Origin of the sequence: Mycobacterium sp. (assembly GCF_049673265.1) — a bacterium.
GTDB lineage: Bacteria > Actinomycetota > Actinomycetes > Mycobacteriales > Mycobacteriaceae > Mycobacterium.
The window spans coordinates 1-12,097 of sequence record NZ_JBATXN010000148.1 but is presented as its reverse complement, the minus strand read 5'-3'; the positions used below and the strand labels follow the sequence as shown (position 1 = coordinate 12,097).

General features: G+C 64.4%; 13 protein-coding genes. 5 read left to right on the top strand and 8 right to left on the bottom strand.

Features of this window, described 5'->3' with window-relative positions; translation table 11 throughout:
• Positions 1–259: 259 nt before the first annotated feature.
• Entirely contained in the window at positions 260–1,054 is a 795-nt protein-coding gene (locus WBF82_RS05330) for an acyl-ACP thioesterase domain-containing protein (protein ID WP_424382047.1), read from the bottom strand.
• A gap of 131 nt (positions 1,055–1,185) precedes the next feature.
• Here WBF82_RS05330 and ramB point away from each other — a divergent pair, with 131 nt between their 5' ends.
• On the top strand, positions 1,186–2,598 hold the full coding sequence (ramB, locus tag WBF82_RS05325; RefSeq protein ID WP_424382046.1) for an acetate metabolism transcriptional regulator RamB: 1,413 nt from the start codon (positions 1,186–1,188) through the stop codon (positions 2,596–2,598).
• Positions 2,595–3,143, top strand: a complete 549-nt coding sequence (locus WBF82_RS05320; RefSeq protein ID WP_424382045.1) for a carboxymuconolactone decarboxylase family protein — start codon at positions 2,595–2,597, stop codon at positions 3,141–3,143. The genes ramB and WBF82_RS05320 overlap by 4 nt, the downstream gene beginning before the upstream one ends.
• Before the next feature lie 7 nt (positions 3,144–3,150).
• Here the strand turns inward: WBF82_RS05320 and WBF82_RS05315 are convergent, their stop codons facing one another.
• The 7 genes from WBF82_RS05315 to adh are packed head-to-tail and all read right to left on the bottom strand — an operon-like array spanning position 3,151 to position 8,521.
• A complete protein-coding gene (locus tag WBF82_RS05315; RefSeq protein ID WP_424382044.1) occupies positions 3,151–3,429 on the bottom strand; it encodes a hypothetical protein in 279 nt (92 codons plus the stop codon).
• A complete protein-coding gene (gene lpdA / locus WBF82_RS05310) occupies positions 3,429–4,823 on the bottom strand; it encodes a dihydrolipoyl dehydrogenase (RefSeq protein WP_424382043.1) in 1,395 nt (464 codons plus the stop codon). The genes WBF82_RS05315 and lpdA overlap by 1 nt, the downstream gene beginning before the upstream one ends.
• A gap of 31 nt (positions 4,824–4,854) precedes the next feature.
• Positions 4,855–5,559 (bottom strand): ArsR/SmtB family transcription factor, encoded by a 705-nt coding sequence (locus WBF82_RS05305; RefSeq protein ID WP_424382042.1) that lies wholly within the window; start codon positions 5,557–5,559, stop codon positions 4,855–4,857.
• Between the two features lie 33 nt (positions 5,560–5,592).
• Positions 5,593–6,213: a hypothetical protein gene (locus WBF82_RS05300; protein WP_424382041.1), complete on the bottom strand. Its 621-nt coding sequence runs from the start codon at positions 6,211–6,213 to the stop codon at positions 5,593–5,595.
• Positions 6,206–6,484: a putative holin gene (locus WBF82_RS05295; RefSeq protein WP_424382040.1), complete on the bottom strand. Its 279-nt coding sequence runs from the start codon at positions 6,482–6,484 to the stop codon at positions 6,206–6,208. The genes WBF82_RS05300 and WBF82_RS05295 overlap by 8 nt, the downstream gene beginning before the upstream one ends.
• Before the next feature lie 28 nt (positions 6,485–6,512).
• Positions 6,513–6,998, bottom strand: a complete 486-nt coding sequence (locus tag WBF82_RS05290) for a DUF779 domain-containing protein (RefSeq protein WP_424382039.1) — start codon at positions 6,996–6,998, stop codon at positions 6,513–6,515.
• Positions 6,998–8,521: an aldehyde dehydrogenase gene (gene adh, locus WBF82_RS05285; RefSeq protein WP_424382038.1), complete on the bottom strand. Its 1,524-nt coding sequence runs from the start codon at positions 8,519–8,521 to the stop codon at positions 6,998–7,000. The genes WBF82_RS05290 and adh overlap by 1 nt, the downstream gene beginning before the upstream one ends.
• A gap of 53 nt (positions 8,522–8,574) precedes the next feature.
• Here adh and WBF82_RS05280 point away from each other — a divergent pair, with 53 nt between their 5' ends.
• The 3 genes from WBF82_RS05280 to WBF82_RS05270 form a co-directional block, all read left to right on the top strand.
• Positions 8,575–10,584 (top strand): prolyl oligopeptidase family serine peptidase, encoded by a 2,010-nt coding sequence (locus WBF82_RS05280; protein WP_424382037.1) that lies wholly within the window; start codon positions 8,575–8,577, stop codon positions 10,582–10,584.
• Positions 10,585–11,073: 489 nt separating this feature from the next.
• Positions 11,074–11,544, top strand: a complete 471-nt coding sequence (locus tag WBF82_RS05275; RefSeq protein WP_424382048.1) for an SRPBCC family protein — start codon at positions 11,074–11,076, stop codon at positions 11,542–11,544.
• Between the two features lie 48 nt (positions 11,545–11,592).
• The coding region (locus WBF82_RS05270) for a crotonase/enoyl-CoA hydratase family protein (RefSeq protein WP_424382036.1) at positions 11,593–12,097 on the top strand (505 nt) is incomplete at its 3' end.

Genomic DNA, 12,097 nt, shown 5'->3' with positions numbered 1-12,097 from the left:
GCTCTCCTCAAAAGTTAACGACCTGAGGACCCTGGATTTCCACACTTGCTAAGGACCCCAGCATCGTGCTGATCTGCTAAGTCGAAGATGGCACAGGTCAGCGCTGCAGGTCCACCTATTTTCGTGCCAATTTTGGCTAGGGGTCAGCTACTTTTTGCAAAGGTTGCGAAGACACGCCCTGAACTGAACGGTTCAGTTTCTACCAGCGGGTAACTTAAATCCGCAGGTCAGCCCGGCGGTTTGCATAACGCTCGTACGGTTAGAGCGGGAAGATCGCCGCGACCGCTTTTGTCTCGTCTCCGACGGCATATGTGAGCGTTCTAACAGTGCGGTCAGCCAGGTCGACTCCGAATCGGTCGGTCGATCCGGCCGGGTGAACGTGCGAGATGATCTCCAGCTTGTCGCCGAGTGCAACCGGGGCGTCGTGCTCGATGGTCACTCGCAGCGGCGCTTTGAGGAGTTCCTGGTACGACGCGAGGTAGTCCTCGATCACACTCCAGTACACGGAGTTGTTCATATGGTCGAAAAGGTCGATGTCGGTGACCCGGACCGGGAACTCGTGGATCTCGGTGGCATCATCACGGCCGCCGGCGGTCAGGTAGGCCTTCCACCGCAGCCGGTCGATATCCGTGGTTTTCCGCAGGCCCGCTAGGAAGTCGTCGGCGATGCGCGACGGCATCTGGGTATCGCGGTTGATGTTGATCCAAAACGCCTCGGACTCCATCAGCCCGCCTTTGCGCCCATCTATGCGGACCCGCATTTCACACCACCGGTTCGATGTTCCTGAACACCACCGGCGCATCCGCAGCATGTCGCCGAACTCGACTGGACGGATCAGGTCGACCATCGTCCGGCGGACAATCCAGAGCGGATGAGTTTCCTCGAATCCCATCTCGCGCAATTGATCCTGACCGATGTCTTGAATATGGCGGGCGGCCGCGTCGAAGCGCAGTCGACCCTCGCGGTCGATGTCAGCGACGCGCAGCGGCCACTCGCGGTCGAAGACGTCCGGATGGCCGTCGGGCACCGGCATCATTATTTTGTCCAGGCTCACGGCTTCACTTCCCCGCTGTTACTCGCACTCCCCCTCCGGCGATCATGCCAAACGACCTAGCCGCGGCGCCAATCCTCGACGTGGTGCAAATCTTGCTAACCATGCCTTCGCAACACGGGTACGCTGGCCGGATGGCCAAGACATTCGTTGGCTCGCGGGTCCGGCAGCTGCGCAGCGAGCGCGGATTCAGTCAGGCCACGCTGGCGCAGATGCTCGACATTTCACCGAGCTACCTCAATCAGATCGAGCACGACGTCCGGCCGCTGACTGTCGCGGTATTGCTGCGGATCACCGAGGTGTTCGGCGTCGACGCGACGTTCTTCGCCTCGCAGGACGACACTCGTCTACTTGCCGAGCTGCGTGAGGTCACGCTCGACCACGACCTCGGCGTCGAGGTGGACCAGTCGGAGCTGGCCGACGTCGTGAACACGCACCCGGCGCTCGCACGGGCCTTGGTCAACTTGCACCGGCGGTATCGGCTGACGACCACGCAGCTCGCGGCCGCCACCGAGGATCGTTTCTCCGACGGAAGCGGCAGCGGATCGATCACGATGCCCCACGAAGAGGTTCGCGACTACTTCTACGAGCGACATAATTACCTGCACGAGCTGGACACCGCCGCCGAGGAGCTCACGGTGCAGATGCGCATGCACCGCGCGGATCTGGTACGCGACCTGTCCGACCGGCTGACCTCCGTGCACGATGTCCGCATCAAACGAATCGATCTGGGCGACAACGTCCTTCACCGCTTCGACCCCGAGACGCGAACGCTGGAAATTGGCGGGCATCTGCCGTCGGGCCAGTCCGCGTTCAAACTCGCCGCAGAGCTGGCCTACTTGGAGCACGGGGCGCTCATCGACGACCTGGTCGCTGAGGGCAGCTTCACCAGCGACGAGTCCCGCAAGCTGGCCCGACTCGGGCTGGCCAATTACTTCGCCGCCGCAACGGTGCTGCCCTATCGGCAATTTCACGAGATCGCCGAGAACTTCCGCTACGACGTCGAGCGGCTCTCGGCGTTTTATGTGGTGAGCTACGAAACCATCGCCCACCGGCTCTCGACATTGCAGCGACCGTCGATGCGCGGCGTGCCCCTGTCATTCGTGCGCGTCGACCGCGCGGGGAACATGTCAAAACGCCAATCCGCCACGGGTTTTCATTTCTCTTCTGCAGGCGGCACCTGCCCGCTGTGGAACGTCTACGAGACCTTCGCCAACCCGGGCAAGATCCTGGTGCAGATCGCCCAGATGCCCGACGGCCGTAATTACATGTGGGTGGCCCGGACCATCGAGCGGCGTGCATCACGGTATGGTCAGCCCGGTAAAACCTTCGCGATCGGGCTGGGCTGCGAACTCCGGCACGCGCACCGGCTCGTCTACTCGGAAGGACTCGACTTGTCCGGCGACATAGCCACCCCGATCGGCGCGGGCTGCCGGGTGTGCGAACGCGACAACTGCCCGCAGCGAGCGTTCCCCGCTCTGGGCCGTGCACTCGACATCGACGAGCACCGCAGCACGGTCTCGCCCTACCTGGTGAAGCAGCCATGAGCCATTCGGACGTCGGTCGCATCCCGCCTGCGCGGTTCCGCGACCTGGGGCTGATCAATTGGTTCTTGGCGAAATCCGCCGCCCGCACGGTCGGCGCGCCGGAGATGCACCTGTTCACGACGCTGGGTCAGCGCCGGTTGCTGTTCTGGGCGTGGGCGTTCTACGGTGCTCGGCTGCTGCGAGGCCGATTGCCGGGCGCCGACACTGAGTTGGTGATCCTGCGGGTCGCTCATCTGCGCAATTCCGAATACGAACTGCAGCACCACCGGAAGATGGGACGCCGCCGCGGCGTGAACGACGAGACGCAGGCCATGATCTTCGCCTGGCCGAATCCGAATGCCGGGCTCACCGACCGGCAGCAGGCGCTGCTGCGCGCCACCGACGAGTTCATCAACGACCGCTCGATCAGCGCTGAGGTCTGGCAGCAGCTCTCCAGCCACCTCGATCGACGTCAGCTCATCGAATTCTGCATGCTCGCAGGGCAATACGACGGCCTGGCGGCCACCATGGCGGCGCTGGACATCCCGCTGGACAACCCGCGGTAGCGCCCTGTCAGATGTACGTGCGGATTAACACACCCAGCGACAGCAGCACGGGAAGAACCGGCAACGCGAAGACAAACGACGCCAGCGGATAGTTCCGCTCTCGCCGAAGTCGCTGTCCCCGTAGTACCGCCCACAACGCGAACGCCGCTGCGACGAGTAGCACGATCAGACTCCACTGGCTCACCGTGGTGATCGCGTCGCCGATCGAAATCGCGACCAGCCACAGCAAATAGCCGGCGAGCACTCCGCCGATGGCAGCCCAAATCGACTCGCTACGCATCGACATCAGAAGTTGATCATGTGCCCGGTCAGTCCGTGGAAGCACTCTTGAAGCGCCTCTGACATCGTCGGGTGGGTATGGACGTTGCGCGCCAACTCGTTTGCGGTCAGGTCCCACTTCTGCGCCAGCGTCAGCTCCGGCAGCAACTCGGAGACGTCGTGGCCGATCAGATGCCCGCCCAGCAGTTCGCCGTGTCTGGCGTCGGCGATGAGTTTGACGAAACCACTGGGATCGCCGAGGCCATGTGCCTTGCCGTTGGCGGTGAACGGGAACTTGGCGACGTGAACGTCATAACCTTCGTCGCGGGCCTGCTCCTCGGTGAGCCCGAAGCTGGCCACCTGCGGCTGGCAGAATGTCGCGCGCGGCAGCATGCGGTAGTCGCCGAGGGCCAAAGTCTCTGCGCCGGCGATGGTTTCGGCCGCCACCACACCCTGAGCCTCGGCGACGTGTGCCAGCTGCAGCAGCCCGGTGACGTCCCCGATGGCGTAGATGTGGTTGACGTTGGTCTGCATGTAGTCGGTGATCCCGATCGCTCTGCGCTCGGTCAGCGCGACCCCAGCCTGGTCCAACCCGAAGCCCTCGACGTTGGGCGCAAACCCGATGGCCTGCAACACCTTTTGCGCCTTGAGATCCTCAGACGTGCCGTCCTTGCTGACGGTCACGGTGACGAGGGACCCGTCGTCGGCGATCGATTCGACGCGTGCGCCGGTGAGGATTTTGATACCGAGCTTCTTGAACTGCTTTTCGATCTCCTTGGATACCTCGGCGTCTTCGTTGGGCAGCGCGCGCGGCAAGAATTCGACGATGGTCACGTCGACTCCGTAGTTCTTCAGCACATAGCCGAATTCCATGCCGATGGCACCTGCGCCGGCGATCACGATCGATTCGGGGAGTTCGCGAGAAAGGATTTGCTCTTCGTAGGTGACGACATTCGCCGACAGCGACGTGCCGGGAACGAGCCGGGTGCTGCTGCCGGTGGCGATGATCGCGTTGTCGAAGGTAACCGTTTCGGTGCCACCCTCGTTGAGTTCGACCGACAACGTGTGGGCGTCGGTGAACCTGCCGTACCCGTGGATCTCGGTGATCTTGTTCTTCTTCATCAGGAAATGCACACCGGCGACCCGGCCCTCGGCCACTTTGCGGCTTCGGTCGTAAGCGATGCCGTAGTCGAATGTCGCCTCGCCGTTGATGCCAAAGGTCTTGGCTTCCTTGGTGAAGATGTGCACGAGTTCGGCGTTGCGCAGCAAGGCCTTCGACGGGATGCAGCCGACGTTGAGACAGACTCCGCCCCAATATTTGGGTTCGACGACGGCCGTGTTCAATCCCAACTGCGCAGCGCGGATAGCCGCCACATATCCGCCGGGTCCGGCTCCGAGGACGACAACGTCATAGTGGGTCACGGCCCCTACCCTAGTGGCCGCGCGCCCACCGTCAGATGGCCAGCCAACTTTCGAGGTTGCCGTCGTAATCGGCGGCGACCCGCAGGCGGCGGCCCGGCCCGCGGGTGAGCCATCGCCGGGCGAGGAACTCGCTGGTGATCGCGGCGGGCAACGCCCCGGCCAGGTGGAACCGGCGATCGGTCCAGTCGACGCAGCAGCGGGCGAATACCCGCCGACTGGTCCGCAGCGCCGCCAAGTCGATGCCCAACTGGTCGAGCAGATGCTGCCCGCGGTCGGTGAGTTCGTGATCGCGGTCGTCGAGGCGGCGGAGCGCCGACGCGTCCAGCAGACGGTCGCGCAACTGCACGCCGCGGCGTCCGGCCAGATGGTCGTAACACGTCCGCGCCTCGGTCAGCGCGACGGCGGCGCGATGGGCATCGAGCGAACGCACCGGGGCCGGCGGGGCGATCTGCGCGATCGCCTCCAGCACCTCGGCGACCTCCGGATCGACGATCTCGTGGTATCGATGCCGGCCCTGAACGCGCACCCGGATCAATCCGCCCTCGGCCAACCGGCGCAGGTGCGCCGACGCGGTGGCCGGATGGACGTGAGCCCGACGAGCCAGCTCCCCGGCCGGCAGCGCACGGCCGCCGGCCAAAGCTGCCAGCATCGCGGCGCGCGCGGGATCGTCGATCAGGTCAGCGATTGGGGTGAGGTCGCGATCGGCCGGCGCGTAGGAGGCCGAGGTGTCGCTCACCCCGCCAGCCTTGCATAGCCTCGGTCGGCAGGCTCAGTACGGGATGACGCCCATCAGGCACTGACTTTGGCTGTGGTCACAGTAGAACGCGCCGTAAACCGGGGCAGCGGTGACAACGGATGCGAACACCGCCGTCAACATCGCGACCCCCAGCGCGGACACCAGCGGCCGGTCGGTCACCATCGCCAGCATCAAGCCTGCAACCGTGGAGACGACGACGTAGACGAGCAGAACGAAAACCACGGCGGTCTTATAGGCGGAGTTGTCGTGGGTCCACCAATAGAACAGGCCGGCACCGATCGCGCCCGCCGGCACCCACACCGCCAGCAGCATCAGGATGAACTGCCACCACTTCAGGTAGTGGTAGCGGCCGGGAACGGTGATCGACGGCGCCGGCGGGTGAAGCGGCCCGGACGGCGTCGCGTCACCCGGCGCGTCCGGTTCCGCCGCAATGGGGTCGTCGGCCGGCTCATCGGCAACTACTTCCGCGGCCGCCGGGTACGAACTACGACGCCACCATCGGCGCTTCGGGGCGCGCGGTTGCGGTTCGATGATTTCCGGTTCGGCTTTGTAGTGCGCGCCGGTGTCGAAGGTCGGCAGGTACGGCTCGGTTTGCGGCAGTGATCCGGTGTCCAGCAGGTCCTCGTTAGGCATGGCTCGTCACCTCGATCAACGCCAGCACACCGAACCATCCCGGCGCCAGCGCCAGGATGGATACCCCCAGCGCCGTCAGCCATCGGCGCCGAGAAAACAGAATCATCAGCAGACCGATGGCGCTGGGAAGCCCGACCACCAGCGCGATCACGACGTCTGGACGGATACGGGCCGAAACCAGCACCGTGGCCGCTGTCCCGGCCAGCACGCCGGCCGCGATACCGACCAGCATTGCGCTGGTCAGCAGCCACGTCCGCGGCAGTGGTATCACGCTTTGACGATAACGCCGCAGCCGCGTGCTATCGCTTTACCGCCCCGGCGCGCCCTGGTAACGAACAAGCGTCGGAAGCGACGGCTACCACCGGTGCGCGGGCCGGCGGGCGCTCGCCGCGCTCGTAGTCGGCGCCGGTGATCACCGCGGTAGCTGTGAGCTCGGTGTTCTCGTCGTCGCTGAAGGCGCGCCCGCGGGACAAAAACCGCATCCCTTCGGGTGCTTCCAGGCTGAAGCCGCCACCGCGGCCGGGCACCACGTCGATGACAAGTTGGGTGTGCTTCCAGGCCTGGAACTGCGGCCCGGAAATCCATACGGGCACGCCGGCGCCGACGTCCAACACCCCCAGCAGCACGTCGCGGTCGCCGACGATGAAATCCCCGTCCGGGTAGCACATCGGCGACGACCCGTCGCAGCAGCCGCCGGACTGATGGAACATCACCGGTCCGTGCCGGTCCGCCAGCTCACCGAGCAGCGCGGCGGCGGCGGCGGTGATCACCACCCGGGGGGTCATCAGAAGAACCCTTGCGCCTTACTCGAGTACGACACCATTAGGTTCTTGGTCTGCTGGTAGTGGTCGAGCATCATCTTGTGATTCTCCCGGCCGATACCGGATTGCTTGTAACCGCCGAATGCCGCGTGCGCGGGATACACGTGATAGCAGTTGACCCAGACCCGGCCGGCCTGGATGTCGCGGCCCGCGCGGTAGGCGGTGTTGCCGTCGCGGCTCCACACCCCCGCACCCAGGCCGTAAAGAGTGTCGTTGGCAATCGAGATCGCGTCGTCGTAGTCGGAGAACGACGCGACCGCCACCACCGGCCCGAAGATCTCCTCCTGGAAGATCCGCATCTTGTTGTTGCCGGCGAAGATCGTCGGCTGAATGTAGTAGCCGCCGGAGAGGTCGCCGCCGAGCTCGGCGCGCTCCCCGCCGGTGATGATCTTGGCACCTTCGTCCTTACCAATTTCGATGTAGGACAACACCTTTTCCAGCTGGTCGTTGGAGGCCTGGGAACCGATCATGGTCTCGGTATCCAGCGGGTCGCCCTGCCTAACCGCTTTGGTGCGGATGGCAGCCAGTTCCAAAAACTCGTCGTAAATGTCGGCTTGCACCAGGCTGCGCGACGGGCAGGTGCACACCTCGCCCTGGTTGAGCGCGAACATGGTGAACCCTTCCAGCGCCTTGTCCTGAAAGTCGTCGCCCTTGGCCATCACGTCGGAGAAGAAGATGTTGGGGCTCTTCCCACCCAGCTCGAGGGTGACCGGGATCAGGTTCTGCGAGGCGTACTGCATGATCAGCCGCCCCGTGGTGGTCTCCCCGGTGAACGCGATCTTGGCGATCCGGTTGCTCGATGCCAGCGGCTTGCCGGCTTCGGCGCCAAACCCGTTGACAACGTTGACCACGCCGGGCGGCAGCAGATCGCCGATGAGCGACATCAGATACAGCACCGAGGCCGGGGTTTGCTCGGCCGGCTTGAGCACCGCCGCATTGCCGGCGGCCAGCGCCGGCGCCAGTTTCCAGGTGGCCATCAGGATCGGGAAGTTCCACGGGATGATCTGACCAACCACACCCAGCGGCTCGTGGAAGTGATACGCGACGGTGTCCTCGTCGATCTGGCTCAGCGTGCCTTCTTGGGCACGGATCGCTGAGGCGAAATAACGGAAATGATCCACCGCCAGCGGGATGTCGGCGGCCAGCGCCTCCCGGATCGGCTTGCCGTTGTCCCACGATTCGGCGAGCGCCAGCGTCTCCCGGTTCGCCTCGATGCGGTCAGCGATCTTGTTCAGGATCGCGGCCCGCTCGGCCGGCGCGGTCTTACCCCACCCCGGCGCCGCCGCGTGCGCAGCGTCGAGCGCTTTGTCGATGTCAGCTTCGTCGGATCGCGGTATCTCGCAGAAATTTTGGCCGGTGATCGGCGTCGGGTTCTCGAAATACCGGCCTCCCACCGGCGCTACCCACTCGCCCCCGATGAAGTTGCCGTAGCGGGATTCATACGACATCAGCGCCTCAGCGGAACCCGGACGTGCGTAGACGGTCATGGGATCTCCTCGATTGACGGTGTTATACAGGTCACATTACCGCTGGCATCACAATGACTTCCATGCCTGACGACCCGTATCTCTGGCTGGAGGATGTCCTCGGCGAAGAAGCGCTCGATTGGGTGCGCGCCCGCAACGAGCCGACGGTGGCCGAGTTTTCCGGCGCGGAGTTCGAGCGAATGCGCACCGCGGCACTCGAGGTGCTCGACACCGATGCCCGGATCCCCTACGTGCGCCGTCGCGGCGACTATCTGTACAACTTCTGGCGCGACGCCGCCAACCCGCGCGGGCTGTGGCGGCGGACCACGCTGGACAGCTATCGCAGCGATAGCCCGGACTGGGATGTGCTGTTGGACTTAGATGAATTGAGTCGAGTTGACAATAAAAACTGGGTGTGGGCCGGCGCCAACGTCATCGAACCCGATCACACGCGGGCCCTGATCAGCCTGTCCCGTGGCGGTTCGGACGCGGCTATCATGCGTGAATTCGACATGGGCACACGCGAATTCGTTGACGGAGGGTTCGCGCTGGCCGAGGCCAAATCCGGATTCAGCTGGGTCGATCCGGACACTCTGCTGATTGGCACCGACTTCGGTGCTGACTCGCTGACCGAATCCGGCTACCCGCGCATCGTCAAGCGATGGCGCCGTGGGCAACCGCTGGAGGATGCGCAGACGGTCTTCGAAGGCTCGCCTACGGACGTCATTGCGGCAGCCGGAGTTGACCGCACGCCCGGCTTCGAGCGGACCCTGCTGCGGCGGGCCCTCGACTTCTTCAACGACCAGGTGTATGAGCTGCGCGGCGAAGAATCGATCCGCATCGATGCGCCCACCGACGCGTCGATATCGGTACACCGGCAGTGGCTGCTGATCGAATTGCGCACCGACTGGATCACCGGCAGCGCCAGCTATACCGCCGGCTCGCTGCTGGCCGCAGACTATGACGAATTCCTGGCCGGCACAGCACAATTGCGCGTTGTATTCGAGCCCGACGCTCACACCAGCCTGCTGCACTACGCCTGGACACGCGACCGTCTCGTCATTGTCACGCTGGCCGATGTGGCCAGCCGCGTCGAGATCGTCACACCCGGCACTTGGCAGCGTCGACCGCTGACCGATGTGCCGGCCAATACCAACACCGTTATCGCCGCCGCCGACGACACTGGCGACGAAATCTTCTTGGATTCCAGCGGATTCACCACGCCGTCGCAGCTACTGCACGGGGCTGCCGACGGACCGCTAGAACAAATCAAGTCCGCAACGGCGTTCTTCGACGCCGAAGGCATCACCGTCGCACAGTATTTCGCGACGTCAAAGGATGGCACCGCAATCCCATATTTCGTGGTGCGGCCGGGGAACGCGACGGGACCCGGCCCGACGCTGCTCGGCGGCTACGGCGGATTCGAGGTCGCCCGCACGCCCGGGTACGACGGCGTATTGGGCCGGCTGTGGCTGGAGCGCGGGGGCACCTTTGTGCTAGCCAACATTCGCGGTGGTGGCGAATACGGCCCCGGCTGGCACACCCAGGCGATGCGCGCGGGCCGTCATCTGGTCGCCGAGGACTTCGCCTCGGTGGCAACCGATTTGGTGGCCCGCGGTATCACAACGGTGCGGCAACTCGGCGCGCAAGGTGGTAGCAACGGCGGTCTGCTGATGGGCATCATGCTGACCAAATACCCGGAGTTGTTCGGCGCGCTGGTCTGTCAGGTGCCGTTGCTGGACATGCGCCGCTTCCATCTATTGCTGGCGGGCGCATCGTGGGTCGCCGAATACGGCAACCCGGACGATCCGGCCGATTGGGAGTTCATCGCCGAGTACTCCCCCTACCACAATATTTCGGCTGGCACCGATTACCCGCCGGTGCTGATCACCACATCGACCCGTGACGATCGGGTGCATCCGGGCCATGCCCGCAAGATGACGGCGGCACTGGAAGCCGCTGGCCACCGGGTCTGGTACTACGAGAACATCGAGGGCGGCCACGCCGGCGCCGCCGACAACGCGCAGACCGCATTCAAGGCGGCGCTGAGTTTCGCGTTCCTGTGGCAAATGTTGGGCAGTTGAGCCGCTGGCGTCACTCCCGTCACAGTCGGCACCGAAGTAACTTTTTTGGCACAGTTGGAGAAAATCGAGCGTTTTGACTTTCCTGACGGCTACCTAAGGCGTACCTTAAAAGCACCTAAGAAATACGTATGGGGAAAGTTAGGGTCGGGAGGGCCCGGTAGGAGGTCGAGATGACTCCCCAAACGGTGGCATGCTTCTTCTTCATCGCCGCTCCGGTCGCTGGGGTCGGCCTGGTCGAGTTACAAGCACGTCTTGAGCGGTGGGATCAGAAACGGCACGCCGACGATTAAGGCCGACGCCCGGCCTTAAGTCGAGCTATCAACTGAGCAATACCGAGAACTTCTAGGACACGTCCGGGGCCGGCGCCGACGCCGGTGCGGGGGGTACCGGCGGCAACGCCGGCCTCGGTAGCCTGGATACTTGAACTACTGAACCACGGCCACCGTCTCCTTATTGGAGCTAGGGAGGCAAGATGAATCCGGCAAGATCGTGACGGTAACCGTCGTCGATGCCGGACCCAAGCAGGTCAGCCGTTCGGTCGAGGTAGGCGCTCCGGCTAGCGAGTTGTTCGCGATCGTTGCCGATCCACGCCGCCACCGCGAGCTCGACGGATCTGGGACGGTGCGCGACAACATCCGCGGACCCGAGCGTCTTAGCCCGGGCGCGCGGTTTTCCACCAAGATGGCGATGTTCGGCATGCCGTATCGCATCACCAGCACGGTGACCGCGTTCGAACCCGACCGACTCATCGAATGGCGCCATCCCCTCGGCCATAGTTGGCGATGGGAGTTCGCCGCAGTCACGCCGACGAGTACGCGGGTCACCGAAACGTTCGACTATCGCGACACCGGACCTGTCAAGGACCTGCTGAAGTACTACGAACTGACCGGCTTCGCCAAGCGCAACGCCGCCGGTATCGAAGCCACGCTCGGTCGACTCCACGACCGCTATAGCCACTGACGAGCGAGGTCCCTAGACACAACGTCGCCAAGCGACTTCCCTTGAGCCATGCCAACTGCTCAGTTCGAGACGCTCCTGTACACGACGGCCGGGCCGGTCGCCACCATCACGCTGAACCGCCCCGAACACCTCAATACCATCGTTCCGCCCATGCCCGACGAGATCGAGGCCGCCGTCGGCCTGGCCGAGCGGGACCCGGAAATCACGGTCATCGTGCTGCGCGGCGCCGGCCGGGCGTTCTCCGGCGGCTATGACTTCGGCGACGGTTTCCAGCACTGGGGCGAGGTGATGAACACCGCGGGACGCTGGGATCCGGGCAAGGATTTCGCGATGGTCACCGCCCACGAGACCGGACCGCATCAGAAGTTCATGGCAATCTGGCGGGCCACCAAACCGGTGATCGCCCAAGTGCACGGCTGGTGCGTCGGCGCAGGCAGCGACTACGCGCTGTGCGCCGACCTCGTGATCGCCAGCAACGACGCCGTGATCGGCACCCCGTACAGCCGGATGTGGGGCTCCTATCTGACGGGCATGTGGCTGTATCGGCTCAGCC

What these genes read in the sequence shown, in the direction of transcription:
- ramB (WP_424382046.1), top strand. Translation starts at nt 1,186, where the DNA reads ATGGCCAAGACATTCGTTGGCTCGCGGGTCCGGCAGCTGCGCAGCGAG.
- WBF82_RS05320 (WP_424382045.1), top strand. Translation starts at nt 2,595, where the DNA reads ATGAGCCATTCGGACGTCGGTCGCATCCCGCCTGCGCGGTTCCGCGAC.
- WBF82_RS05315 (WP_424382044.1), bottom strand. Translation starts at nt 3,429, where the DNA reads ATGTCGATGCGTAGCGAGTCGATTTGGGCTGCCATCGGCGGAGTGCTC.
- WBF82_RS05300 (WP_424382041.1), bottom strand. Translation starts at nt 6,213, where the DNA reads ATGCCTAACGAGGACCTGCTGGACACCGGATCACTGCCGCAAACCGAG.
- WBF82_RS05290 (WP_424382039.1), bottom strand. Translation starts at nt 6,998, where the DNA reads ATGACCCCCCGGGTGGTGATCACCGCCGCCGCCGCCGCGCTGCTCGGT.
- adh (WP_424382038.1), bottom strand. Translation starts at nt 8,521, where the DNA reads ATGACCGTCTACGCACGTCCGGGTTCCGCTGAGGCGCTGATGTCGTAT.
- WBF82_RS05280 (WP_424382037.1), top strand. Translation starts at nt 8,575, where the DNA reads ATGACTTCCATGCCTGACGACCCGTATCTCTGGCTGGAGGATGTCCTC.